Source organism: Agromyces zhanjiangensis (genome assembly GCF_040496055.1).
GTDB lineage: Bacteria > Actinomycetota > Actinomycetes > Actinomycetales > Microbacteriaceae > Agromyces > Agromyces zhanjiangensis.
The window spans coordinates 110,815-136,577 of sequence record NZ_JBEPKB010000002.1; the positions used below are offsets into that span (position 1 = coordinate 110,815).

Genomic DNA, 25,763 nt, shown 5'->3' on the forward strand with positions numbered 1-25,763 from the left:
GTGCGCCCACTCGATCCCAGACTGCTCCGGCGCTCGCGCGCCGCTCGCGGCTTCATGGTCGCGGGCGGCGCGCTGGCACTGCTCCAGGCGGGCGCCACGGTCGCGTTCGCCTGGGCGCTCGCCACGCTCGTCGTCGGCCTGATCGATGGCGAGTTGGCGGCGGGTGGTGCGGGTCCGATCGCGACCGTGCTGCTCGCCGGGGCATCCTTTCGCGCGCTCTCGGGCTGGCTGTGGGAGTGGCTCGGTTCGGCCGGCGCGATGCGCGTCAAGGCCGAACTGCGGGATGCGCTGCTCGTCGGCCTCGAGGATCGGACCGCGCAGCGCGGCGTCACCACGGCGCGCGCGGCGACGCTGCTCGGACCCGGGCTGGACGCGCTCGACGAGTACTTCGGGCGCTACCTGCCGCAACTCGTGCTGACGGCGGTCGCGACCCCGGTGCTCGTCGCGGCGGCGTGGACCGCGGACTGGGTGTCCGGCCTGATCCTCGTCATCGTGCTCCCGCTGATCCCGGTGTTCATGGCGCTCATCGGCATGGCGACCGAGGTCGTCCAGCGCCGTCAGTGGGACCGCCTGCAGGCACTGTCGCGCGGGTTCCTCGAAGTGCTCGGGGGGCTCTCGACCCTCATGGTGTTCGGTCGGGCCGAACGTCAGGCGCGTCGCATCCGGACGGTCACCGGCGAGTACCGGTCGAGCACCATGAAGGTGCTCAGGGTCACGTTCCTCTCCGGGTTCACGCTCGAACTGGCGGGGAGCCTCTCGGTCGCGCTGGTCGCGGTCTCGATCGGACTGCGACTGGTCGCGGGCGACATGGCGCTCGCGCCGGGCCTGTTCGTGCTGATCCTCGCGCCCGACGTCTTCGTCCCGATCCGGAACGTCGGTGCCGCATTCCACTCCGCGACGGCGGGGCTCGAGGCGTCGCGGGACGCGCTCGACCTGCTCGACGCCGGGCCGGCGGGCCGGACGGCGACCGACGAGCCCGACGAGCGCGCGGGCAGCGACGCGACCCGGGTCCGCGACCGACGTCCCGGCGCGGGCGAAGCCGGCCTGCACGTGCGCGGACTCGTGGTCCAGCGGGATGGCCGTCCCGTCAGTGCACCGCTCGACCTGGAGGCCGGCCGCGGCGAACTCGTCGCCATCACCGGCGCGAGCGGGGTCGGGAAGTCGTCGGTGCTCGCCGCGATGCTCGGGTTCGCCGACCGCACCGGCGAGCTCGCGCTCGACGGCGTCCCGCTCGGCGCGGGGACGCGTCGGCACGTCGCCTGGGCGGGACAGGCACCGCAGCTCGTGGAGGGCACGGTCGCCGAGAACATCCGCCTCGGCTCGGCAGACGCGGACGCGGCGCTCCTCGACCGCGCGCTCGCGATCGCCGGCGTCGACGTCGATCCGGGGCTGCGGCTCGGCCCTGCCGGCGCCGGCCTCTCGGGTGGGCAGGCCCAGCGGGTCGCGGTCGCCCGTGCCGTGCACCGAGCGCTCGCGACCGACGCGCCGCTCGTCCTCCTCGACGAACCGACGTCGGCGCTGGACGCCGAACGGGAGGGGGCGATGGCGAATGAACTCCGCGACCTCGCGCGCTCCGGTCGGATCGTGGTCGTCGCGACGCACCGCGGCGGCCTCGCCGACGTCGCCGACCGGATCGTGCCGCTCCGGGAGGTCGTGCGTGCCTGACCGTTCACGTTCCGTGCTGCGGCAGGCGGTCCCACCGGTCCGCCGGCTCGTGCCCTCGGTGCTCCTCGGCGTGCTCGCCGGGCTCTCCAGCGTCGCACTCCTGGCCTCGAGCGCATGGCTCATCGCCCGAGCCGCCGAGCAGCCGCCGATCCTGTTCCTCTCACTCGGCGTCGTGGGCGTCCGCGCGTTCGCGATCGGACGTGCGGTGTTCCGCTACCTGGAGCGGCTCGCGGGTCACGATGCGGCGTTCCGCCAGCTCGCCGAGATCCGGGTCGGCGTGTTCGAGGCGATGCTCCCGCTCGCGCCCGACGGCCTGGCGTCGTCGCGGCGCGGGGACCTGCTCTCTCGATTCGTCGGCGACGTCGACGAGCTGCAGAACGTCAGCCTGCGGATCGTGCAGCCCGTCGCGAGCGCCGCGGTCGTCCTCGCTGCGGCGTTCGCCGGGCTCGCATGGCTCGCACCGGGCAGCGCCGTCGCCGTCGCCGTCGTCCTCGTGGTCGGCATCGGCGGCGCCGTGCTGGCCCAGATGCTGCTCGCCGCTCGAGCCGACGACCGACTCGCGCCGCTCCGCGGCGAACTGCAGGCTGCGATCGTCGAGCACGTGCAGGCGCTCGACGTGCTCGTGGCGTTCGACGCGGCCGCCGCCGGGCGCGACCGGATCCGTGGACTCGGTCGAGACCTCGAGCGCGCGACGCGCGCGCGGGCGTCCGCGGTCGGGCTCGCCGCGGCCGCGATGAGCGCGGTCGGGGCGTTCGCGGCCGCCGCGAGCCTCGGCGCCGCCCAACCGCTCCTCGAAGGGGGACGGATCGACGGGCCGACGTTCGCGGTCCTCTGCCTGGTGCCGCTCGCGATCGCCGAGGTCGCCGCGGCGATCCCGGTCGCGCTCGGGTCGTTGCGGGTGGTCCGCGCGAGCGCCCGACGCGTCGCCGACGCGGTGCCGGTATCCGTTCCGCCGGAGATCCCGGGGCGACCGGCGGTGGAGGCGGCCGCGACCGGTGGGCGTTCGACGCCGGCTCCCGGCAGCCGGCGCGTCCCCGCGATCCGCCTCAGGGATGCGAGCGCGCGTTGGCCGGCGGTCGCGGGCGACGTTCCGGAGATCCGCGATCCCGAGGCATCCGCTCGCCCGTCGCTCGCGCCGCTCGACCTCGACCTCGAGCCGGGGGAGCGGGTGCTCGTCACCGGACCGTCGGGCGCGGGCAAGACGACGCTCGCGCACGTGCTCGTCCGGTTCCTCGAGTACCGCGGCTCGTACCGGCTCGACGACGTCGAGGCGTGCGACCTCGACCCGCGCGACGTCCGGCGCGCGGTCGGACTCGTCGAGCAGCGACCGTGGCTGTTCGACGAGGACCTGCGGCAGAACCTCGTCTTCGCGCGCGACACCGCGACCGACGCCGAACTGCTCGACGTGCTCGGGCGCGTCGGGCTCGCGGAGTGGGCTGCGGCTCGCGGCGGACTCGACGCACGGGTGGGGGAGCGCGGCGCGCTCGTGTCCGGCGGTCAGGCCCAGCGGATCGCGCTCGCGAGGGCGATGCTCGCCGACTTCCCCGTGCTGGTGCTCGACGAGCCGACGGCGAGCGTCGACCCCGCGCAGGCCGAGGCGCTGCTGCGCGACCTGCTGGCGGCCGCGGGACGCGAACGGACGGTGCTGCTGATCTCGCACACGGGCGCGCCGGACGGACTCGTCGACCGGGAGGTTCGGATGACCGGACTCGCCGACGCGCCGCCTGCGCCCGGCTGAGCGGCGAGGCCCCCCGTGCGGGGGCCTGTCCGGTCGCCCCCGGCGACGAATTCGTGCGTGCTGCGCACGGTCGTTGCAGAGAACGGGGAACCCCCTAGTGGTACCGGTTGTCCGGTGCTTGACTCCCTCCAATCGACGCACCACCCCCGATTGCAGAGGAGCCATCACCCCCATGAGAGCACTACGCACCGGTACCGCCGTCGTCGCCGTCACGGCGCTCGCGCTCGGCGCCGGACCGGCCTTCGCCCACGACGACACGCCGTGGATCGACGACGGGGTCCTGGACTCCGGCAAGGAGACCCACCAGCACCACGCGCACGACCAGCAGCACGGCGAGGAGGAGGGGCACCTCCCCGCGTCGAGCGAGAACGTCACGAAGATCGCGAACCTGGACCTCTTCGAGGACGAGGAGCAGCCCGGACGCATCGCGGACGTCTCGGCCTACGGGAACTACGCCTACCTCACCGCGTTCTGGGAGCCGGAGTGCGACCGTGGCGGCGTCTACATCGTCGACATCTCCGACCCCGAGGCGCCCGAGCTCGTCACGCTGATCCCGAGCCACCGAGGCACGTTCAGCGGCGAGGGTTCGCAGGTCATCCACCTGGAGACGCCGTCGTTCACGGGCGAGCTGCTCGCGTACCAGAACGAGATCTGTCCCGGTGACACGCACGGCATCGGCGGCATCAGCCTGGTCGACGTGACGGACCCGACGAAGCCGAAGATGCTCGTCGAGGGCGCCGGCGACTTCACGTACTCCGGCCCGTCGACGAAGGTGTCCGGCAAGGCGCAGACGAAGGCGAACGAGACCCACTCGGTGCGCATGTGGACGGACGGCGACAGGGCGTACGCCGTGCTCGTCGACGACCTCGAGGACACCGACGTCGACATCCTCGACATCACCAATCCGTCGAAGCCGACGCTCGTCTCCGAGACCTCGCTCGACTCGGTCACCGCGCAGCCTCCGGGCGCCGTGCACGGCGACGCCGTCTTCCTCCACGACATCGTGGTCGAGGAGATCGACGGCGAGATGATCATGCTCGCCTCGTACTGGGACGGCGGCTACGCGCTGCTGAACGTCGACGACCCCGCGAACCCGGTGTTCCTCCGCGACACCGACTTCGAGGCGACCGACCCGGTGCGTGCGCTGTTCGGCCAGACCGTGACGCCGGAGGGCAACGCGCACCAGGCCGAGTTCACGAACGACCGCGAGTTCTTCATCGCGACGGATGAGGACTTCGACCCCTTCCGGGTCATCGCGACCATGGAGGACGGGACGGAGTTCACGGCGATCCAGGGCTCCGACGTGCCGCAGGTCGACACCGAGACCACGCTCGCGGGCGACACCCGGTTCGTGGGCCTCGCGTGCGACGCGGCGAGCGTGCCCGCTGCGGGCGACGCGGAGATCGCGGTCATCGAGCGCGGCGTGTGCGACTTCACCGTGAAGGTGCAGAACGTCGAGGCGGCGGGCTACGACGGCGCCGTCGTCTTCAACCGGACCGGCGTCGACGGCTGCGACACCCTCATCTCCATGCTCGTCTCGGCCGAGATCCCGGCGGTGTTCGTCTCGCGGACGGACGGATTCCGGATCCTCACGGGCGGCGTGCCGGGCGACTACACGTGCGACTCGTCCGGCGCGGGCACGACCGTTCCGACCCCGGTCGGCGACCTCGGGCAGGACGTCGCGATCCAGGCGGTCTTCGACGGCTGGGGCTACGTGCACCTGTACGACGCCGAGACGATGGAGGACCTCGACCAGTACTGGGTGCCGGAGAGCCAGGACGCGGACTACGCGTCGGGCTTCGGCGACCTCTCGGTGCACGAGGTCGCGACCGACCCCGACGATGAGCTCGCGTACATCTCGTACTACGCCGCGGGCTTCCGCGTCGTGAGCTACGCCGGCGGGCAGTTCGAGGAACTCGGCCACTACATCGAGGACGGCGGCAACAACTTCTGGGGCGTCGAGGTGCACCAGCACCCGAACGGCCGGGAGTACGTGCTCGCCTCCGACCGCGACAGCGGGCTGTACATCTTCCAGTACACGCCCTGAGCCGCTGATCGCACCACACGGCGGGCGGGTGCCGACGGCACCCGCCCGCTGCGTGCGCCCGGGCCGGGGCGCGGCCGTAGGCTGAGGGGATGCCGCGACGAATCCGCAGCACGGTGCTGCCCGGGTGGCGCGACCCGCGGGCCGTGTTCCTCGACCTCGCGGCCGCGGCGCCGCGCGTCGCGTGGCTGGACGGCGGAGACGACGCGACCACCGGGCGGAGCGTAATCGCGATCGCCGCGGAGGATGCTCCGCTCGTGCGGGCGGACGGCGGGGCCGAGCCGGATACGGTCTACGCGGCACTCGCGGCCCGACTCGGCGTGGACGCGTCGGCAGGGGGCGACGAGGGCCGCGCCGCCGTCGGGTGGTACGGGTGGTTCGGCTACGAGTTCGGTGCTCGGACGATCGGGGTTCCCGCGGCCCGGACCGCCGCACCGGAGGTCGCCTTCTTCCTCGCGGATCGCGTCATCGTGTTCGAGCACGGGCCCCGCGTCCTCCGGCTGGAGTGGTTCGAGGACGACGCAGCCGCGCCGGGTGCGGTCGGCGCGTGGGTGGAGCGCACGACCCGGGCGATCGACCGCATCGGATCCTCGGGCGGGGATGCCGCGGCATCCGCCGTGCACCGGCTCGCATCGCCCCCGGCTCCCGACACCCCGTCGGCGCGCACGCGCTGGCGTCATGAGCCGGCCGAGTACCGGCGCATGATCGCCGAGTGCCAGGCGGCGATCACCCGTGGCGACGCGTACCAGCTGTGCCTCACCAACCGTGTCGACGTCGACGTGCGGCCCGACCCGATCGCGACGTACCTCGCGCTCCGCGCCTCGAGCCCCAGCCACCACGGCGGGTTCGTCCGCATCGACGACGTGGCGCTCCTCAGCGCCTCGCCGGAGCAGTTCCTCCTCGTCGAGCCCGACGGCACCGTGGCGACGAAGCCCATGAAGGGCACGCGTCCCCGCTCGTCCGATCCGGCGGCGGATGCCGCGCTTCGCGCCGAGCTCCACGCGAGCGAGAAGGAGCGCGCCGAGAACCTGATGATCGTCGACCTCATGCGCAACGACCTCGGACGCATCGCCGAGCTCGGCACCGTCCGCGTGCCGCACCTGCTCGAGGTCGAGGAGTACCCGCACGTGCACCAGCTCGTCTCGACGGTCACGGCGCGGCTGCGCCATCCGCTGACGGCGCTCGACGCCGTGCGCTCGGCGTTCCCCGCCGGGTCGATGACGGGGGCGCCGAAGCTGTCGGCCATGACGATCCTGCACGGACTCGAGCAGGGGCCGCGCGGGATCTACTCCGGCGCGTTCGGATGCCTCGGGGTCGACGGCACGGCCGACCTCGCGATGGTGATCCGATCGATCGTGCTCACGCCGGAGGGTGCGTCGATCGGGACGGGCGGCGGCATCACGGCGCTCTCCGACCCGGACGAGGAGGTCGAGGAGACGCGTGTCAAGGCGCGCGCCCTCATCGCCGCGCTCGGAGGGGCGTCGCCCGGCGCCTGGACCGGCCCGTCGGGTGTGGTCGAGCCGGCGGCTGCGCCCGACGCGAACGTCCGACGCACGCCTCCGGGCATTGAGTAGGCTTGATCCTCGGGCGCCCGTCGCGCGCGCCCGTCTCCGGGCGGCTCGCCCGACCCCCGCGCATCACGATTGAGAGTCACGTGGCACACGAGCAGGACACCCCCCAGGCCGAGGCAGGCACCTACGACTTCGCGACGATCCAGGCGAAGTGGCTTCCGGTGTGGGAGGAGCTCGAACCGTTCCGTGCGGCGCAGCCGGGGGACACGCGCCCCCGCAAGTACATCCTCGACATGTTCCCGTACCCGTCGGGCGACCTGCACATGGGCCACGCGGAGGCGTTCGGCTTCGGCGACGCCGCGGCGCGTTATTGGCGTCACCAGGGCTTCGACGTGCTGCACCCGATCGGGTGGGACTCATTCGGCCTACCGGCCGAGAACGCGGCGATCAAGCGCGGCGCCGACCCGAAGGCGTGGACGTACGCGAACATCGAGCAGCAGAAGCGCTCGTTCAAGCAGTACGCGCCGTCGTTCGACTGGACCCGTGAGCTGCACACGAGCGACCCCGAGTACTACAAGTGGAACCAGTGGCTGTTCCTGAAGCTGTACGAGAAGGGCATCGCGTACCGCAAGGACGGCCAGGTGAACTGGTGCCCGGTCGACCAGACGGTGCTGGCGAACGAGCAGGTCGTCGACGGCCACTGCGAGCGCTGCGGCGCCGTCGTGACGAAGAAGGCGCTGACGCAGTGGTACTTCCGCGTCACCGACTACGCCGACCGGCTGCTCGACGACCTGAACCAGCTTGAGGGCAAGTGGCCCAACAAGGTCCTGACCATGCAGCGCAACTGGATCGGCCGATCGTCGGGCGCCGACGTCGACTTCGCGATCGAGGGGCGTGACGAGCCCGTCACGGTGTTCACGACGCGGCCCGACACGCTGTACGGCGCGACCTTCATGGTCGTCGCGCCCGATTCGGCGCTCGCGGAGGAGCTGGCCGCCGGCGCCTCCGGCGAGGTGCGCGCTCGATTCGACGAGTACCTCGGTTCGGTTCGCGCCGAGAGCGACATCGATCGCCTCTCCACCGACCGCCCGAAGACCGGCGTCTTCCTCGAGCGCTACGCGACGAACCCGCTGAACGGCGAGCGGCTGCCGATCTGGGCGGCCGACTACGTGCTCGCCGACTACGGCCACGGCGCGATCATGGCCGTGCCCGCGCACGACCAGCGCGACCTCGACTTCGCCCGCGCGTTCGAGCTGCCCGTGCGCGTCGTGGTCGACACGAACGCGCCCGTGACGGGCGTCATCCCCGTCATCCCGGTCGACGAGCACGGCGTGCCGCTGCCCATGGACGACCTGCCGACGCTCGACCCGGCGGGGACGGGCATCGCCCTGGCCGGCGAGGGCCGGCTCACGAACTCCGGGCCGCTCAACGGGCTCAGCAAGACCAACGCGATCCGGCGCGCCATCGAGATCCTCGAGGAGCGGGGCGTCGGCCGCGCCGCGAAGAACTACCGCCTGCGCGACTGGCTGATCTCCCGCCAGCGCTACTGGGGCACGCCGATCCCGATCATCCACTGCGAGCACTGCGGGGAGGTGCCGGTCCCCGAGGCCGACCTGCCGGTGCGACTGCCGGATGCCGCGGGGCTCGACCTCAGCCCCAAGGGCGCGAGCCCACTCGGCGCCGCCGAGGAGTGGGCCCGCGTGACCTGCCCGAACTGCGGCCGCGACGCGCGTCGGGACTCCGACACGATGGACACGTTCGTCGACAGCTCGTGGTACTACCTGCGCTACCTGAACCCGACCGACGACGAGCGGGCGTTCGACCCGGCCGAGGCCGAGAAGTGGATGCCGGTCGACCAGTACGTCGGCGGCGTCGAGCACGCGATCCTGCACCTGCTCTACTCGCGCTTCGTCACGAAGGTGCTCTTCGACCTCGGCTACCTCGGCTTCACCGAGCCGTTCACGTCGCTGCTCAACCAGGGCATGGTCATCATGGACGGCACCAAGATGTCGAAGTCGAAGGGCAACCTGGTCGAGTTCGCGTCGGAGCTCTCGGCGCACGGTGCCGACGCGCTGCGCGTGACGATGGCCTTCGCCGGTCCGCCCGAGGACGACATCGACTGGGCCGACGTGTCGCCGGTCGGTGCCGCGAAGTTCCTCGCGCGCGCCTGGCGCATCTCGGGCGAGGTCACCTCGAGCCCCGACGTGGAGTGGAAGTCGGGCGACCCGGCACTGCGCCGCGTCACCCACCGGCTGCTGGCGGATGCCCCGGGCCTCGCCGAGTCCTTCAAGTTCAACGTCATCGTGGCGCGCCTCATGGAGCTCGTGAACGCGACGCGCAAGGCGATCGACTCCGGTGCCGGCGCGGGCGACGCGGCGGTCCGCGAGGCCGCCGAGGTCACGGCGATGATCCTCGACCTGTTCGCGCCGTACACGGCGGAGGACATGTGGGAGCGGCTCGGCTACGAGCCCACGGTCGCGAACGTCGTGTGGCGCAAGGCCGACCCGGCGCTCCTCGTCGAGGAGTCCGTGACGGCGATCGTGCAGGTCGACGGCAAGGTGCGCGACCGCCTCGAGGTCTCGCCGAAGATCGGCGCCGAGGAGCTCGAGTCGCTCGCGCGCGCCTCGGCCGCGGTGGCGCGCTCGGTCGGCGAGCGCGAGATCGTCAACGTGATCGTGCGCGCGCCGAAGCTCGTCAACATCGCCACGCGCGGGTAGGTCCCGCGGCGGGACGAGCCGTCCTCCACATCGGGGCGGCTCGACCGGGCGACACCCGGCGCCCGCCGCGCCGTGCGTTCGAGGATGGATCGGGTCATAGCGTCACGGCGTGACCGACGAACGCCGCGCCGACCCGCTCGCCCCGCTCGCAGGCGCGCGTGCGCGTCCACGAGCGCGCGCGGCCGTCGGCGCGGCGGTCGTGCTGTTCGTGTCCGCGGTCGCGGTGTCGGCGATCCTGTCGATCTCCGCGGGCGGTGGTGGAGCGCAGGGCGAGATCGTCCGGGTCGAGGGTGATGGCGTGTCCGACGGGTCCCCGGCCGTCGCCGGCGAGGGCCTGCCGCCGAGCGGCGCGACGCTCGCGACGCCGTCGATCCTGGTCCACGTGCTCGGCGCCGTGGCGGAGCCCGGCATCGTCGAACTCGGTCCCGGAGCGCGCGTGGTCGATGCGATCGGGGCGGCCGGCGGCCTCGCGGGCGACGCGGACCCCGCCGGCGTGAACCTCGCCCGCGTGCTCGTCGACGGCGAGCAGCTCGTCGTCCCGCGCGAGGGTGAGTCACCGCCGCCCGGCACCGGCGCCGCGGGCGCGTCGGGCACTGCGGCGAGCGGCGGACGGGTGAGCCTCAACCACGCGGACGTCGCTGCGCTCGACACGCTCCCGAGGATCGGGCCGGCCCTCGCGCAGCGGATCATCGACTGGCGCGTGGCCAACGGGCCGTTCACCGACGTCTCGCAGCTCATGGAGGTCGCGGGCATCGGCGACGCCGTGTACTCCGGGTTGGTCGACCTCGTGAGCCTCTGAGTGGGCGCCTCCCACGACCTCCGACTGCTCGGCCCCGCGGTGGCCGCCTGGTCGACGGGGTGGTTCGCGACCAGGCTGCCCGACGCCGGAGTCCCGACGTGGGCCGCGCCGGTGATGGCGTGGGGCGTTGCGGCGATGGTGCTCGCCATCCTGCCGGCGCTGCGGTACCGCCGGCGTCGCGGCCGATCCCGCGTCGGACGTGCCGGCAGTGCGGGCTCGCTCGTGATCCGGTCCGCGGCCGCGCTCCTGGTGGCGGCCGCCGTGGCCGGCCTCGTGGCGACCTCGGCCTGGAGCGTGCTCGAGCGGCGCGACCCGGCGGTGGTCGCCGACGCGGCGTCCGCGCGTGCGGAGGTCCGTGCGACCGTGCGACTCGATGCCGCACCACGTCGATCGGGCGCGACGCCGTGGTCGGGCGAGCCGAGGCTGCGCGCCGCGGCGACGCTCATCGAACTGACGGCCGATGGCGTCCGGACCGGGACCGTGCCGATCCGCGTCGACCTGTCGCTGCCCGGCGACGCGGACGGGCTGGGCTTCGGCTCGAGCGTGATCGTGGAAGGCCGGCTGGCCGGGCTGCCGTCGTCCTCGCGCGCGGCGTACCGGCTGTCCGCTGCGAGGATCCTCGAGGTCGGACCGGCGCCGCCCTGGACCGCGTGGACGCATCCGCTGCGCGAGGGACTCGCGGAGGCTTCCGCCCGGCTCGGCGGGGACGGCGGTGCCCTCGTGCCGGGACTGGCGATCGGCGACACTTCGCGCGTCTCGGACGGATTGGGGGCCGCGATGACGCTCGCGTCGCTCACGCACCTGACGGCGGTCTCCGGCGCGAACTGCGCGATCATCACCGCCGCGGCGTTCTGGGTCGCCGGACTGGGCGGCCTCCCACGGGCCGGGCGGGTGCTCGCGGCGCTCGTCGCGCTCGGCGGCTTCGTTGCGCTCGTGACGCCGGAGGCGAGCGTCGTGCGGGCGTCCGCGATGGCCGTCGTCGTGCTCACGGCCTGCGCGACGGCGCGGGCCGCCGGGGGAGTGCCCGCCCTCGGCCTCGCGGTCGTCGCGCTGCTCGCGCTCGACCCGTGGTACGCCGCCGACGCCGGATTCGCGCTCTCCGTGTTCGCGACGGCGGGGCTCGTGCTCCTGTCGCGCCCGCTCGCGATCGCGCTCGGGAGGTGGATGCCGCGGCCGATCGCCGTCGTCGTGGCGATCCCGCTCGCCGCGCAGCTCGCATGCCAACCGGTGCTCGTGCTCCTCGAGGCGGTGATCCCGGTCTACGGCGTGCCGGCCAACCTCCTCGCGGCGCCGGCCGCCCCGATCGCGACGATGGCGGGACTCATCGGCTGCCTCCTGCTGCCGGTGCTGCCCTCCGTGGGCGTCGCCGCGCTCCAGGTCGCCTGGGTGCCGGCGTCGTGGATCGCGCTGCTCGCCCGCGGCGTGGAGGGCATGCCGCTCACCGGCGTGCCCTGGCCGCCTGACGCCGCGGGCGCGATCCTCGCGGCCATCGTGATCGGGGCCGCGCTCGTGCTCGCCATGGGGCAGGGTCGGTCGGCGAGCCGCGCACGGCGCGCCCTGCGACCGGTGTCGGCGGTCGTGCTCTGCGTGGGCATCGCCGTCCCGGTGGGCCTCGCCACCGGGCCGCCGCTCTTCGCGAGCGCCACGCGCCAGGCCGACTGGGACGTCTGGCAGTGCGACGTCGGGCAGGGCGACGCCGTCCTCGTCCGTAGCGCGGACGCCGTCATGCTCGTCGACGCCGGACCCGACGCGGAGGCGCTCGACCGATGCCTCGGGACCGCGGGCGTCGACCGACTCGACCTGGTCGTGCTCACGCACTGGGACGCCGACCACGTGACGGGCACCGCCGCGCTCGCCGGCAGGGTCGCCACCGTGCTGCACGGACCGCTCGACGGTGCGCGGTCCGCGCGAGCGCTTCAGCCTCTCGTCGACGGAGGTGCGACGCACGCCGAGGCCGTCGCCGGCGCGTCCGGCACGCTTGGCGATGCCGGTTGGCGGGTGGTCTGGCCCCGACCGAACGCCGTGCCGGGCAACGACGCGAGCGTCGTGCTCCAGCTCGTGGCGCCCGGGTACCGCGCGCTGTTCCTCGGTGACCTGGGTCGCGAGGCGCAGGACGCCATGCGCCGGACGACCGACCTCGGCCGCGTCGACCTCGTGAAGGTCGCCCACCACGGCAGCGCCGACCAGAGCGCCGCCCTCTACGCCGAGCTCGGGGCATCCGTCGGACTCGTCGGCGTCGGCGCCGACAACGGGTACGGGCACCCGACGACAGCGCTGCTGGAGATGCTCGAGGCTGCAGGCACCGTGCCGGTGCGGAGCGACGAGTCGGGCGCGGCGTCGCTTCGTGCCGCGCCCCGCGGCTTCGAGCTGTGGACCGAGCGGTCCGTCGGTGTCGTCGGCGCTCCGTAGACTGGACCGGCACGACGGGAGGAGCGCGGTGGCGTCACGACAGGGCACCAGCAGGTCGTCGAAGACCGCGATCCCGCAATTGGGGTGGAGCGAGGCTCGGCCGGCGCCGATCGTGCTCGTCTCCGGCGGTGAGGACGTGCTCGCGGAGCGCGCGCTCACGATGGTGCGCGAGACGCTCCGGGCGGAGGACCCGTCGCTCGAGGTGAGCGACCTCGAGGCCGACGGCTACACGCGCGGCACCCTGCTGACGCTCGCGAGTCCGTCGCTCTTCGGCGAGCCGCGCCTCATCCGCGTGAGCGGTGTCGAGAAGTCGAGCGACGAGTTCCTGCTCGATGCGCTCGAGTACCTCGCCGCCCCGGCCGAGGGCACCACCGTGGTGCTCCGCCACCGCGGCGGCAACCGCGGCAAGAAGCTCCTCGACGCACTTCGCGCGGGTCAGGGCGGCGGGATCGAGGTCGTCTGCGCCGAGCTCAAGCGCGACGCCGACAAGCAGGACTTCGCCGCGGCCGAGTTCCGGCTCGCGGGCCGCCGCATCGCCCCGGCCGCGCTCCGCGCCCTCGTGGGCGCGTTCAGCGACGACCTCGGCGAGCTGGCCGCGGCCTGCCGGCAGCTCATCGCCGACGCCTCGGGCGACATCGACGAGGCGACCGTGCGGAAGTACTACGGCGGGCGGGTCGAGACCACCGCGTTCGAGGTCGCCGATGCGGCGATCGCCGGCCGGCACGGCGACGCCCTCATCGCCCTCCGCCACGCGCTCGACTCCGGCGCCGACCCGGTGCCGATCGTCGCGGCATTCGCCATGAAGATCCGCACCATGGCGAAGGTCGCGGGGTCGCGCGGCGCCTCCGCCTCGTCGCTCGGCATCGCGCCGTGGCAGGTGGATCGCGCCCGACGCGACCTCGGCGGATGGAGCGACGAGGGCCTCGGCGTCGCCGTGCAGGCGCTCGCCGCCGCCGACGCGGCGGTGAAGGGCGCCGAGCGCGACCCGGTCTTCGCACTCGAACGACTCGTCGGCATCATCGCCGCACGCGGCCGCGCCCTCGCCTGAGCCGTCGGCTCCGGAACGACGAAGGCCCCGCACCGAACGGTGCGGGGCCTTCGAACGACACTCGGATCAGAGCGCGGCGACCTGCTTCGCGATGGCCGACTTGCGGTTCGCGGCCTGGTTCTTGTGGATCACGCCCTTGCTCGCGGCCTTGTCGAGCTTGCGGGTCGCGACACGGAGGGCGGCGGTGGCCTTCTCCTTGTCACCCTCGGCGATGGCCTTGCGGGTGGCGGTGATGACGGTCTTGAGCTCGCTCTTCACGGCCTTGTTGCGCTCCTGCGCCTTCAGGTTGGTGCGGATGCGCTTGATCTGCGACTTGATGTTTGCCACGTGGTTCGTCTTTCGTGTGTTCTGCGGGTACCGGAGTTGCCGCAATCGGTAGAGGGGCCGTCGCGGCGCATCGTGCGGGGTGGGACCCACACGCAAGCCAACAGGCAACGATACCAGCAACGCCCATGCGGCAGCAAAGCGGAACGGGGTCGAGCGGTGCGGCCGGCGCTATCCGGTCGTCGCCGCACGACGCGTCGAACGGAGCTCGAGCTCGGCCACCGCGCCGAGCACGGCCGCCGTGAACTCCTCGGGTCGGGCGAGGCTCACGAGGTGGGTGGCGCCTTCGATGTGCACCAGCCGGCCGTCGGCGGCGGCCCGCAGCATCCGTCGCTCCTCGAACCGGAAGTGGTCGTAGCGCCCGTTGACGAACCAGATCGGCACCTCGATCGCCGCGATCGAGGCCTCCAGGTCGAGCTCGCCGATCGCGGTGATCGCCGGGCGCATGACGTCGAGCGCGACGCCGCCCGCGACGATGTCGTCGACGGACGCGGGGGAGAGGAAGAGGCGCGCCATCCGGTCGTTGAGGCCCCGACCCTGGTCGGGGAGCCGACCGATGGCATCGGCGAGGCGCAGGTAGCCGTGCAGCCCGGGTCCACGCGGCCGGGTGCCGCACGAGGCCGCGACGAGCCCCTCGAGCGCGTGCGGATGGCGCGCCGCGAACTCGATGGAGAGGTAGCCGCCGAGGCTCAGGCCGACGAGCAGTCTCGGCACGCCGGGCACCTCATCGCCGAGCGCGTCGCCGATGGCGGCGAGCGCATCGTCGAGCGTGAACGGCTCGCCGAGCCGGCCGCCGTGCCCCGGGAGGTCGATGGGCACGACCTCGAGGTCGTGCCGCTCGAGTCGCAGCACCTGGCCGCGCCACATCGTCGCCGACGTGCGGATGCCGTGGACGAGGACGACGCGGGCGCGCGGCATCGCTCAGCCCGCCCGGATCGCCCCGAGCTCGCGGGCGCGCGCGACGGCGGCCGTCCGCGATCCCACGCCGAGCTTCGTGAAGATGTGCACGAGGTGCGACTTCACGGTCGCCTCGCTGAGGAAGAGCGCCTGGCCGATCTCGCGGTTGGTGCGCCCGGCGGCGACGAGTGCGAGCACCTCGGCCTCGCGCACCGTGAGGCGCTGGTCGCCGCCGCGCTGCGACTCGTCGAGCCGCGAGGCGACCGTCGGGGCGAGGGCGGACTCGCCGGCCGCCGCGGCGCGGATCGCCGCGACGAGCTCGCCCGGCGGGGCGTCCTTCAGGAGGTAGCCGCTCGCGCCGGCCTCGATCGCGCCGAGGATGTCGGCATCCGTGTCGTAGTTCGTGAGGACGAGCACGCGAGGGGCGTCCGGCAGGGAGCGGATCCGCCGGGTCGCGTCGACGCCCTGGAGCGCGCCGGGGAACTGCAAGTCCATGAGGACGAGGTCGATGCCCGGGGTCTCGGCGAGCCGTACGGCCTCCTCGGCGCTCGAGGCTTCGCCGACGACGTGGAGGTCGTCTTCGGCCTCGAGGAGCGCGCGCATGCCGGCCCGCACGACGGGATGGTCGTCGCTGAGGAGCAGCCCGATCATGCCGGCACCACCGGGATCCGCACCGAGAGCGCGGTCCCGCCCCCGGGAGCCGACTCGACGTCGACGGTGCCGCCGAGGCTCTCGGCGCGTCGGCGGATGGCGCGGAGGCCGAACGACGGCGCCGTCTCGTCGACGCCCCCCAGCGCGGTCGGGTCGAACCCGACGCCGTCGTCGACGACGTCGAGCGCGACCTCGTCGCCGAGGTAGCTCAGCGTGAGCTCGGCCCGTGCGGCGTCGGCGTGCTTGACGACGTTCGAGAGCGAGCCCTGGGCGAGCCGGAGGAGGGTCGCCTCGATCGACATGGGCAGCGGCACCGGGTCGCCGCTCAGCGAGAACGCGATGCGCGTGCGGGTGCCGGCCTGCCGCGCCTGCTCGTTCGTGGCATCCGCGAGTCGGCGCAGCGCGCCCGGCAGGGTCTGCTCGTCGAGCGCCGGCGGCGTGAGCTCGCGGATGAAGCGGCGGGTCTCCTGGAGGTTGTCGGCCGCCGTCTCCCGGGCGAGGCGGAGCTTGTCGCGCGTGCCGTCGTCGGCGATGTCGCGCTCGGCGGCGTGCAGCAGCATCTGGATGCTCGACAGGCCCTGCGCCACGGTGTCGTGGATCTCGCGCGCGATGCGCTCGCGCTCCGCGAGCGTGCCCGCCTCGCGGCTGGCCGCCGCGAGCTCCTCGCGCGTCGCGAGCAGGTCGAGGATGAGCGACTGGCGCTCGCGCGTCTCGACGGCCATGGCGCGGTACCCGAGCCCGATGATGACCGCGACGCCGGCCGAGATGAGCGGACCGAGCACGCTGCCGACCTCGAACCCGAGCTGCGAGGTCGAGCTCCACACGCTGATGAGGAAGGTGACGCCGACGAGCGGCACCGCCCAGCGGGCGGGCAGGACGTGGAGCTCGAGGAAGAACAGCGGGAAGGCGAGGAACGCCGCGTCGGGCGTGAGCGCGCTCAGCCCGAGCCACAGCCCGAGCAGGATGACCAGCCATCCCGCGCGCATCCACGGCGTGACCACCGAGTGCGCCGTGACGACGCCCACGAGGTACGCGCCGATGAAGGCGATCGAGAGGATCGAGATGGCGACGAGCTGCTCGCCGCCGGAGAGCACCGCGCGCGCGAGAACGAACAACGTGAGGCCGACCACGAGGACGTGGAGTCCGACCCGCAACGAGACGAACACGGGGCGCAGTGCGGACGGCTGCACCCGTCCGACGAGTGGGGCATCGAGCACGGTCATGGTGGAATTCAGCGTAGTCCGGGGCCCCTCGGGCGGCATCCGTCGAAAGTGGGATCGCCCGCATGGGAGAATCGTCGGGATGTCTCCGAGAGCCGCTGAACCACCGGTGCCCGCCGCCACCGATCCCGCGCTGATCCGCAACTTCTGCATCATCGCGCACATCGACCACGGCAAGTCGACGCTCGCCGACCGCATGCTGCAGATCACGGGCGTGGTCGCCGACCGCGACATGCGCGCGCAGTACCTCGACCGCATGGACATCGAGCGCGAGCGCGGCATCACGATCAAGAGCCAGGCCGTGCGCATGCCGTGGGAGCTCGGCGGCACGGGCTACGCACTGAACATGATCGACACCCCCGGGCACGTCGACTTCAGCTACGAGGTGTCGCGCTCCCTCGCGGCGTGCGAGGGCGCGATCCTCCTGGTGGATGCCGCGCAGGGCATCGAGGCGCAGACGCTGGCGAACCTCTACCTCGCACTCGAGAACGACCTCGAGATCATCCCCGTGCTCAACAAGATCGACCTGCCGGCGGCCGAGCCCGAGAAGTACGCGCGCGAGCTCGCCGACCTGATCGGCGGTTCGCCCGACGACGTGCTGCGGGTCTCCGGCAAGACCGGCATGGGCGTCGAGGACCTGCTCGACCGGGTCGTCGAGCGAATCCCCGCGCCGACGGGCGATGCGGATGCCCCGGCGCGGGCGATGATCTTCGACTCCGTGTACGACAGCTACCGCGGCGTCGTCACCTACGTCCGGATGGTGGACGGCCAGCTGAATCCGCGCGAGCGGATCCAGATGATGTCGACGAGGGCGACGCACGAGATCCTCGAGATCGGCGTGAGCGCGCCCGAGCCGACCCCGACGAAGGGGCTCGGCGTCGGCGAGGTGGGCTACCTCATCACCGGCGTGAAGGACGTCCGGCAGTCGAAGGTCGGCGACACGGTGACCACTGCGGTGAAGCCCGCTGCCGAGCCGCTCGCGGGCTACACCGAGCCGCTGCCGATGGTGTTCTCCGGCCTGTACCCGATCGACGGCAGCGACTACCCCGAGCTCCGCGAGGCGCTCGACAAGCTGAAGCTCTCGGACGCCGCGCTCGTCTACGAGCCCGAGACGTCCGTCGCGCTCGGGTTCGGCTTCCGTTGCGGGTTCCTGGGCCTGCTCCACCTCGAGATCGTCACCGAGCGACTCCGCCGCGAGTTCGACCTCGACATCATCGCGACCGCGCCGTCCGTGGTGTACGAGGTGACCACGGAGGACAAGAAGACCGTCACGGTGACGAACCCGAGCGAGTTCCCCACCGGCGGCAAGATCGCCGAGGTGCGCGAACCCATCGTGAAGGCCGCCATCCTGGCGCCGAAGGACTACGTCGGCACGATCATGGAACTCTGCCAGTCGCGTCGCGGCACGCTCCTCGGCATGGAGTACCTCGGCGAGGACCGCGTCGAGATCCGGTACCACATGCCGCTCGGCGAGATCGTCTTCGACTTCTTCGACAACCTGAAGTCGAAGACCGCCGGGTACGCGTCGCTCGACTACGAGCCCGCGGGCGACCAGGCCGCCGACCTGGTGAAGGTCGACATCCTGCTGCAGGGGGAGCAGGTCGACGCCTTCAGCGCGATCGTGCACCGCGACAAGGCCTACGCGTACGGCGTGCTGATGACGGGCCGCCTCCGCGAACTCATCCCTCGGCAGCAGTTCGAGGTGCCCATCCAGGCGGCGATCGGGGCGCGCATCATCGCGCGCGAGTCGATCCGGGCCATCCGCAAGGACGTGCTCGCGAAGTGCTACGGCGGTGACATCACCCGCAAGCGCAAGCTCCTCGAGAAGCAGAAGGAGGGCAAGAAGCGCATGAAGATGGTCGGCCGCGTCGAGGTGCCGCAGGAGGCGTTCATCGCCGCCCTGAGCGGGGACACCGAGAAGAAGGACGCCAAGAAGTAGGACCCCGGACGGCCTCGCGACGCATGACGCGACCGGGGCCCGAGGTTGCCGCCGTTCGGGGAGGATCGGCGTTCTAGGAGAGCATCCCGCCGTCGCCCATTCCGATCATCGTCAGTTCGACCACTCGCACCTTCTCGCAACGAGCGCACTCGTAGTACGGCTCGGTGTCGGGCTCACGGTGGAGCACCCACTTGTGGATCCCGATCCGACAGCGGAACGATGTCGTTCTCATACGCGGACCTCCTCGACACGGACGGTCTCGACTCAAGCCGAAGGCTACTCCGGGCGGTGGGGGGCGGCAATACGTCCCTCCGCGACTCCGTGATCGGGATATCGGGAAGGATGAGGGCCGATTCCGACCGTGGCGGGCCGCCGAAGTACGATGTTCGGATGACTCGACGCAGCACGTTCACCGATCAGTCGGTGACCTATGGCGCGATCGGCGCGACGCTCGACCCCGACCTGCTGCGGTACCCGCCGGCCGGGTTCACGCCGTCGGAGGACTCGGTGCGGCTGGGCTCCGGGCGGGAGCGCTTCGACGCCTCGGCCGAGGCGCTGATGACGTGGGGCATCCAGCAGGGCGCCGGCTTCACCGTGGTCGACCCCTCGCCCGGAACGGGCGCGCGGTACACGGGCATCGCGTACGACGAGTCCGGTGCGCCGCTCGCCGAGCAGCCGGCGCCGCGTGTCGAGCAGCGCTTCGGGCCGGACGGCACGCCGTACATCAGCGCCGGCATGACCGCGACGCTTCGGCGGCGCGGCCGGCTTCGCTCGCGCTCGACCCCGGTCCTCGTCGTCTACGTCGTCGACGAGCCGAACCGGATCGGCTTCGCGTACGGCACGACCGGCGACGCCTCGGAGAACGGTGAGGAGTCCTTCATCCTCGAGCACCGCGACGACGACTCGGTGTGGCTCACGATCCGGTCGGCGTTCGAGCCGAACGGCGGCCTGCGGCGAGTGTTCGGACCGCTCGTGCGCCGGCGGCGACGGGAGCTCACGAAGCGGGAGCTCCGGGCGCTGCACCCGGCGTTCCCCGTCTGATGGCGGGACCGCTTCCCATCGCCGATCCGGCGCCCGCCGACGGCCTGCTCCCGGCGAGCGCGACGACGGATGCCGCGACCCGCGCGTTCGGCGTGTACCTGCACGTGCCGTTCTGCCGGGTGCGGTGCGGCTACTGCGACTTCAACACGTACACGTCAGGCGAGTTGCGCGGTGCGCGGCAGGAGGACTTCGCCGACCGGGCCGCGGCCGAGGTCCGGTTCGCGCGCGACGTGCTCGAGGCATCCGGCGCCCCTGATCGCCCGGCGTCGACGGTGTTCTTCGGCGGCGGCACGCCGACCCTGTTGCCGGCCGCCGACCTCGTCCGGATGCTCGGCGCGGTGCGCGACGCGTTCGGCATCGCGGAGGGCGCCGAGGTCACCACCGAGGCGAATCCCGACTCGGTCGACGCCGACGACCTGCGGCGACTCGCCGACGGCGGGTTCACGCGCGTCTCGTTCGGGATGCAGTCGGCCGTGCCGCACGTGCTCGCGGCGCTCGACCGGACGCACGACCCGGCACGGGTCCCACTCGTCGTCGGGTGGGCGCGCGAGGCGGGCCTCGACGTGAGCCTCGACCTGATCTACGGCACGCCGGGGGAGTCGCTCGCCGATTGGCGCGCGAGCCTGGAGGCCGTGCTCGCCGAATGCCCCGACCACGTGAGCGCCTACGCGCTCATCGTCGAGGACGGCACGAAGCTCGCCGGGAGGATCCGCCGCGGGGAGCTCGCCGCGGTCGACGACGACCTCGCGGCCGACATGTACGAGCTGGCCGACGACCTCCTGGCTGAGGCGGGCTACGACTGGTACGAGGTCTCGAACTGGGCGACGGATGCCGCGCACCGGTCGCGACACAACCTCGGGTACTGGCGGGGCGACGACTGGTGGGGCGTGGGGCCCGGCGCGCACAGCCACGTGGGCGGCGTGCGGTGGTGGAACGCGAAGCACCCCGCGGCCTACGCCGAGCGACTGGCCGCGGGCGTCTCGCCCGCGGTCGGCCGCGAGACGCTCGACCAGGCGACCCGCGAGACCGAGCGCGTGCTCCTCGCGACGCGCATCCGCGAGGGCGTTGAGGTCTCGAGCCTTCACGCCGGTGGTCGGCACGCCGTCGCCGGCCTCATCGCGGACGGGCTCGTGGACGCACGAACCGCCCTCGCCGGGAGGCTCACGCTGACCCGACGAGGGCGGTTGCTGGCGGACGCCGTCGTGCGGCGCCTGCTCGAGGACTAGCTGACGAACTTGATGGCGACGGGGTACACGTAGTACTCGCCGTTGTTCGCCTTGATGGCGGCGATGATGCCGAACACGATCGCGGCGACCCAGGCCGCGATCAGCAGGAAGATGCCGATGATCACGAACGTCAGGATCGAGCCCACCACGTAGGCGATGAGCAGCGTGATCTGGAAGTTCAGCGCCGTCGCGGTGTGCTCGCGGATGAACGGGCCCTTGTCCTTCAGGACGAGGTAGCCGATCAGGGCGGGCAGGAAGCCGAACAGGATGCCGCCGATGTGGATCAGCGTGGCCCAGAGCTTCTCGTCGGCCGGGCTGAGCGGCTGGCTCTGCTGGTAGGGCCCGCCACCGGGCGGGGGCGGCGGGGTCGGACCACCGGGCGGCGGCGGCGGCGGGCCGCCGGCGGGCGGCGTGGGAGGCGTGGGAGGTGGTGCGTCGGACATGATGCGTGCTCCTCTGTGATCGCGCCCGGACAGGGGACGTCCACTCATGCTGGCACAGCACGACGCGCCGGTCGAGGGAGGCTCGACCGGCGCGTCGGAGGCTCGTCCGCGACCTACTTGATGAGGCGGATGGCGAAGGGGTAGCGGTAGTGGTTGCCGTCCTTCGCGGTCATGAAGGCGATGATCGAGAAGATCACGCCGAGGATCCACGGGATGTAAGTGAGGAAGCCGAAGAGCGCCCCGAACCCGAACGTGACCACGGTGATGATCGTGGTCAGCACCCAGAGCGCGACAGTGGCGAGCACCAGCGTGATCTGGAAGTTCAGCGCCTCCTTGCCCTCGGTGTTCGTGAACGAGCCACGGTCCTTGAAGACGAGCCAGATGATGAGCGACGGCAGGATGCCGAGGATGCCGCCGAGGTGCGCGAAGGAGCCCCACTGGACGTCCTGCTCGTGCGAGAGCGGGGCGGCGGGAGTCGGCTGCGGGGCCGCGTTCGGATCCTGCGGCGGGAGGTTGGAGTCGGTCATGTCGGGAGCCTTTCGATGTGGGGAACCGCACCGCCCGCGGGCGGGAACGGCGTCGCGGGGTGCGGGACGATGCACACGCTATCGGCGCGGCGGACCGACCGGCAACGGTGTGCGCCCTGAATCTCGCGATATGATTAGCAGTCACGTGGGCGGAGTGCCAAGCACGCGTCGTCCGGGTCCGATCGGTCGAGGGAAGCGAGGGTCATGGTCTCCGAACGCAGTCTCGCGGTCCTGCGCGCGATCGTGCAGGACTACGTCGAGTCGCGCGAGCCGGTCGGCTCGAAGTCGATCGTCGAACGCCACCAGTTCGGTGTCTCCGCCGCGACCATCCGCAACGACATGGCCCTCCTCGAGGAGGAGGAGCTCATCGCGGCGCCGCACACCTCGTCCGGGCGCATCCCCACCGACAAGGGCTACCGGGTGTTCGTCGACCAGCTCGCCGACATCCGCCCGCTCTCGGCGACGCAGCGGCACGCCATCGAGACCTTCCTCGGCGAGTCGAACGACCTCGACGAACTGCTCGGTCGCACGGTGCGCCTCGTCTCGCAGTTGACCCGCCAGCTCGCCGTCGTCCAGTACCCCAGCTTCGCGCGTGCCCGAGTGCGGCACGTCGAGCTCGTCTCGCTCGCCCCGACGCGCGTGCTGTGCATCCTCATCTCCGACAGCGGCCAGGTCGAGCAGCGCCTCGCCGAGCTCGACCAGCCGGCCGACGAGGCGACGCTCGCGCGCCTGCGCGACCGCCTCAACGAGGTGGCCGCCGGCCTGACGATGGCGGATGCCGCGACCGCCCTCTCGGCCGAGACCGAGCACGCCGACCGCGCCCACGCCGAGGTGCTGCACACGCTCGCGGCGACGCTCGCCGACCAGGCCAAGATCACCCGGTCCGACCGGCTCGTGGTCGCCGGCGCGGCGAACCTCGTGCGCACCGAGCAGGACTTCGCCGGGAACATCCTCGGCGTCATGGAGGCCATCGAGGAGCAGGTCGTCATCCTCCGGCTCTTCGGCGAGATGGCCGCCGACGACGGCATCGCCGTGCGCATCGGCCGTGAGAACGCCGCCTTCGGGCTCGGCGACACCTCTGTGGTGTCGACCGCCTTCGCGGTCCCGGGGCGCGACGTGTCGCGGCTCGGCATCGTCGGCCCCACTCGCATGGACTACTCCCAGAGCATGGCCGCCGTCCGCGCGGTCGCCCGCTACCTCTCCCGCACGCTCGGCGAGAGCTGAACCGCACGGGGCCGCCACGCGGCATCCGTCACCGGCAATCGAAAGGAACCCGCCTCACGTGGCCGACCACTACGAGGTCCTCGGCGTCGCACGCGACGCCTCCCCGGACGAGATCAAGAAGGCGTACCGCCGGCTCGCACGCGAGCTCCACCCCGACGTGAACCCGGGCGCCGAGGCGTCCGAGCGGTTCAAGGAGGTCACGCACGCGTACGACGTGCTCTCCGACCCGAAGCAGCGCCAGCAATACGACCTGGGCGGCCAGGGCGGGTTCGGCGGCGGGGGTGCGGGCTTCGGCGGCTTCGGCGACATCTTCGAGACGTTCTTCGGCGCCGGGCAGGCCAGCCGCGGGCCGCGATCGCGCCGCGAGCGCGGCCAGGACGCGCTGATCCGCCTCGAGGTCGGGCTCGACGACGTGATCTTCGGCACGCATCGCGACATCGAGGTCGATACGGCCGTCGTGTGCGAGACCTGCCACGGCTCGTGCTGCAAGCCCGGCACCTCGCCCGTCACGTGCGACATCTGCGGCGGCAGCGGGCACATCCAGCGCGCGGTGCGCTCCCTCCTCGGCAACGTGATGACCTCGAGCCCCTGCGGCTCATGCCGCGGCTACGGCACGATCATCGCGACGCCGTGCGTCACGTGCCAGGGCCAGGGTCGCGTGCGGGCGCGCCGGACCGTGCCCGTCGACGTCCCCGCCGGTGTCGACACCGGTGTGCGACTCCAGATGCCGGGCTCCGGCGAGGCCGGCCCCGCCGGCGGCCCGAACGGCGACCTCTACCTCGAGATCAAGGTGAAGAACCACGAGGTGTTCAGCCGCAACGGCGACGACCTGCTCTGCACGCTCGAGGTGCAGATGACCGACGCCGTGCTCGGCACGTCCACGAAGGTCGCCGCGCTCGACGGCGACGTCGACCTCGAGCTGAAGCCCGGCGTGCAGTCGGGCGAGATCCTCACCGTGAAGGACCGCGGCATCACGCACCTGCGCGGCAGCGGCCGCGGCGACCTCCGGGTCGCCGTGCACGTCGTCACCCCGACCAAGCTCAACCACAAGGAGCGCGAGCTCGTCGAGCAGCTGGCCAAGCAGCGCAAGGCGCAGCCGCCGCAGCTCGGGCACTTCCAGCAGGGGCTCTTCGCGCGCCTGCGCGACCGGTTCCTGGGCTGACGGCGGGGCGGATGCCGCGATGAGCCACCTCTACCTCGACGAGACGCTCGACCTCGGCCCGGTGCGGCCGGGGGACCCGGTCGAGCTCGACGGCGACGAGGCACGGCACGCGGTGACCGTGTCACGGCTGCGCGTCGGCGAGCGGGTCTCGATCGGCGACGGCCGCGGGCGGGTCGTGCACGGCCCGGTGACGGCGGCCGAGCCCCGCCGCCTCGAGATCGAGGTCGAATCGGTCGACGACGAACCCGAGCCGTCGCCGCGGCTCACGCTCGTCCAGGCGCTCGCGAAGGGCGATCGCGACGAGCTCGCCGTGCAGGCGGCCACCGAGCTCGGGGTCGACCGCATCGTGCCGTGGTCCGCGACCCGGTCGGTCTCCCGGTGGGAGGGTGCGAAGGCGGAGAAGGGCCGCGCCCGCTGGGCGAGCATCGTGCGCGAGGCCGTGAAGCAGTCGCTCCGCGCCCGCATCCCCGCGGTCGAGCCGGTCGCGTCGACGCGCGAACTGCCATCGCGGCTCGAGGGCGATCGGATGCTGCTCCTCGTGCCCGGCGCGGAGACGCCGCTCAGCGGCATCCGCCCCGACGGCCGCGACCTCGCGCTCGTCGTCGGCCCGGAGGGCGGCATGGACCCGGCCGAGATCGAGCGGCTCCGGGAGGCCGGCGCCGAGCCGGTCCGCCTCGGAGAGTCGGTGCTCCGCACCTCGACCGCCGGGCCCGCGGCGATCGCCGTGCTCTCGGTCGCGCTCGGGCGGTGGTGACGCATCCGTCGCTACGATGGAGGGATGAGCGGAACGGCTGAACCCACGGTCTTCGAGCGCATCGCGGCCGGTGAGATCCCGGCGAAGATGGTCGCAGAGACCGATCGCGTCATCGCGTTCCACGACATCGCGCCGCAGGCGCCCGTGCACGTGATCGTGACGCCGCGCATCGGCCGGCACCGCGACGTCGTCGAGCTCGCCGCCGACGACCCCGAGCTGCTCGCCGAACTCGTGGCGGTGGCCAAGGGCATCGCCGACGAGCTGGCCGACGGCCAGTTCCGCCTCGTCTTCAACACCGGCCCCGCTGCGGGCCAGACCGTGTTCCACGTGCACGCCCACGTCCTCGGGGGCGGCCTCAGGGAGGGATCGCTTGGCGGCTGACGACGCGGGGGACCTCCCGCTCTCCGGATCCGAGGTCCGCTCC

General features: G+C 72.6%; 22 protein-coding genes. 15 read left to right on the forward strand and 7 right to left on the reverse strand.

Annotation, left to right across the window (positions count from 1 at the left end; translation table 11 throughout):
* The 8 genes from cydD (at nucleotide 1) to holA (ending at nucleotide 13,931) form a co-directional block, all read left to right on the forward strand.
* Entirely contained in the window at nucleotides 1–1,665 is a 1,665-nt protein-coding gene (gene cydD / locus ABME02_RS03720) for a thiol reductant ABC exporter subunit CydD (RefSeq protein WP_353813940.1), read from the forward strand.
* Nucleotides 1,658–3,403, forward strand: a complete 1,746-nt coding sequence (cydC, locus tag ABME02_RS03725) for a thiol reductant ABC exporter subunit CydC (protein ID WP_353813941.1) — start codon at nucleotides 1,658–1,660, stop codon at nucleotides 3,401–3,403. The genes cydD and cydC overlap by 8 nt, the downstream gene beginning before the upstream one ends.
* Before the next feature lie 172 nt (nucleotides 3,404–3,575).
* Nucleotides 3,576–5,450, forward strand: coding sequence for a PA domain-containing protein (locus ABME02_RS03730; protein WP_353813942.1), 1,875 nt, complete (start codon nucleotides 3,576–3,578; stop codon nucleotides 5,448–5,450).
* Nucleotides 5,451–5,539: 89 nt separating this feature from the next.
* Nucleotides 5,540–7,021: an aminodeoxychorismate synthase component I gene (gene pabB / locus ABME02_RS03735; RefSeq protein WP_353813943.1), complete on the forward strand. Its 1,482-nt coding sequence runs from the start codon at nucleotides 5,540–5,542 to the stop codon at nucleotides 7,019–7,021.
* A gap of 80 nt (nucleotides 7,022–7,101) precedes the next feature.
* Entirely contained in the window at nucleotides 7,102–9,675 is a 2,574-nt protein-coding gene (gene leuS / locus ABME02_RS03740) for a leucine--tRNA ligase (protein WP_353813945.1), read from the forward strand.
* Between the two features lie 109 nt (nucleotides 9,676–9,784).
* Entirely contained in the window at nucleotides 9,785–10,474 is a 690-nt protein-coding gene (locus tag ABME02_RS03745; RefSeq protein WP_353813946.1) for a ComEA family DNA-binding protein, read from the forward strand.
* Complete coding sequence (locus tag ABME02_RS03750) at nucleotides 10,475–12,883, forward strand: ComEC/Rec2 family competence protein (RefSeq protein ID WP_353813947.1); 2,409 nt, start codon at nucleotides 10,475–10,477, stop codon at nucleotides 12,881–12,883. It begins immediately after the preceding gene.
* 28 nt (nucleotides 12,884–12,911) lie between these two features.
* Nucleotides 12,912–13,931: a DNA polymerase III subunit delta gene (gene holA, locus ABME02_RS03755; RefSeq protein ID WP_353813948.1), complete on the forward strand. Its 1,020-nt coding sequence runs from the start codon at nucleotides 12,912–12,914 to the stop codon at nucleotides 13,929–13,931.
* A 66-nt stretch (nucleotides 13,932–13,997) separates the two neighbouring features.
* On the opposite strand, the gene rpsT is transcribed toward holA, so the two are convergent.
* The 4 genes from rpsT to ABME02_RS03775 form a co-directional block, all read right to left on the reverse strand.
* Nucleotides 13,998–14,258: a 30S ribosomal protein S20 gene (gene rpsT, locus ABME02_RS03760; RefSeq protein WP_353813949.1), complete on the reverse strand. Its 261-nt coding sequence runs from the start codon at nucleotides 14,256–14,258 to the stop codon at nucleotides 13,998–14,000.
* Nucleotides 14,259–14,426: 168 nt separating this feature from the next.
* Entirely contained in the window at nucleotides 14,427–15,173 is a 747-nt protein-coding gene (locus ABME02_RS03765; protein ID WP_353813950.1) for an alpha/beta fold hydrolase, read from the reverse strand.
* Between the two features lie 3 nt (nucleotides 15,174–15,176).
* Nucleotides 15,177–15,803, reverse strand: a complete 627-nt coding sequence (locus ABME02_RS03770; protein ID WP_353813951.1) for a response regulator — start codon at nucleotides 15,801–15,803, stop codon at nucleotides 15,177–15,179.
* Nucleotides 15,800–17,026 (reverse strand): sensor histidine kinase, encoded by a 1,227-nt coding sequence (locus tag ABME02_RS03775; protein WP_353813952.1) that lies wholly within the window; start codon nucleotides 17,024–17,026, stop codon nucleotides 15,800–15,802. Before ABME02_RS03775 ends, ABME02_RS03770 begins: the two co-directional genes overlap by 4 nt.
* A gap of 79 nt (nucleotides 17,027–17,105) precedes the next feature.
* Here ABME02_RS03775 and lepA point away from each other — a divergent pair, with 79 nt between their 5' ends.
* The gene (gene lepA, locus ABME02_RS03780; protein ID WP_353813953.1) at nucleotides 17,106–18,962 is read left to right on the forward strand and encodes a translation elongation factor 4; all 1,857 of its coding nucleotides are present in this window, start codon (nucleotides 17,106–17,108) and stop codon (nucleotides 18,960–18,962) included.
* Between the two features lie 73 nt (nucleotides 18,963–19,035).
* Here lepA and ABME02_RS03785 read toward each other — a convergent pair whose 3' ends face one another.
* Entirely contained in the window at nucleotides 19,036–19,194 is a 159-nt protein-coding gene (locus ABME02_RS03785; protein WP_353813954.1) for a hypothetical protein, read from the reverse strand.
* Between the two features lie 158 nt (nucleotides 19,195–19,352).
* On the opposite strand from ABME02_RS03785, the gene ABME02_RS03790 reads away from it, so the two are divergent.
* Nucleotides 19,353–20,003, forward strand: a complete 651-nt coding sequence (locus tag ABME02_RS03790; RefSeq protein WP_353813955.1) for a DUF1990 domain-containing protein — start codon at nucleotides 19,353–19,355, stop codon at nucleotides 20,001–20,003.
* On the forward strand, nucleotides 20,003–21,229 hold the full coding sequence (gene hemW / locus ABME02_RS03795) for a radical SAM family heme chaperone HemW (RefSeq protein WP_353813956.1): 1,227 nt from the start codon (nucleotides 20,003–20,005) through the stop codon (nucleotides 21,227–21,229). The genes ABME02_RS03790 and hemW overlap by 1 nt, the downstream gene beginning before the upstream one ends.
* Here the strand turns inward: hemW and ABME02_RS03800 are convergent.
* Both ABME02_RS03800 and ABME02_RS03805 read right to left on the reverse strand, forming a co-directional pair.
* On the reverse strand, nucleotides 21,226–21,672 hold the full coding sequence (locus ABME02_RS03800; RefSeq protein ID WP_353813957.1) for a DUF4870 domain-containing protein: 447 nt from the start codon (nucleotides 21,670–21,672) through the stop codon (nucleotides 21,226–21,228). The two genes, hemW and ABME02_RS03800, sit on opposite strands and share 4 nt — an antisense overlap.
* A gap of 113 nt (nucleotides 21,673–21,785) precedes the next feature.
* Nucleotides 21,786–22,199, reverse strand: coding sequence for a DUF4870 domain-containing protein (locus ABME02_RS03805; protein WP_129235505.1), 414 nt, complete (start codon nucleotides 22,197–22,199; stop codon nucleotides 21,786–21,788).
* 204 nt (nucleotides 22,200–22,403) lie between these two features.
* On the opposite strand from ABME02_RS03805, the gene hrcA reads away from it, so the two are divergent.
* The 4 genes from hrcA to ABME02_RS03825 are packed head-to-tail and all read left to right on the forward strand — an operon-like array spanning nucleotide 22,404 to nucleotide 25,720.
* On the forward strand, nucleotides 22,404–23,423 hold the full coding sequence (hrcA, locus tag ABME02_RS03810) for a heat-inducible transcriptional repressor HrcA (RefSeq protein WP_353813958.1): 1,020 nt from the start codon (nucleotides 22,404–22,406) through the stop codon (nucleotides 23,421–23,423).
* Between the two features lie 58 nt (nucleotides 23,424–23,481).
* Nucleotides 23,482–24,585, forward strand: coding sequence for a molecular chaperone DnaJ (gene dnaJ, locus ABME02_RS03815; protein WP_353813959.1), 1,104 nt, complete (start codon nucleotides 23,482–23,484; stop codon nucleotides 24,583–24,585).
* Nucleotides 24,586–24,604: 19 nt separating this feature from the next.
* Nucleotides 24,605–25,339, forward strand: a complete 735-nt coding sequence (locus ABME02_RS03820) for a 16S rRNA (uracil(1498)-N(3))-methyltransferase (protein ID WP_353813960.1) — start codon at nucleotides 24,605–24,607, stop codon at nucleotides 25,337–25,339.
* 24 nt (nucleotides 25,340–25,363) lie between these two features.
* Nucleotides 25,364–25,720, forward strand: a complete 357-nt coding sequence (locus tag ABME02_RS03825; protein ID WP_353813962.1) for an HIT domain-containing protein — start codon at nucleotides 25,364–25,366, stop codon at nucleotides 25,718–25,720.
* Nucleotides 25,721–25,763: the final 43 nt, after the last annotated feature.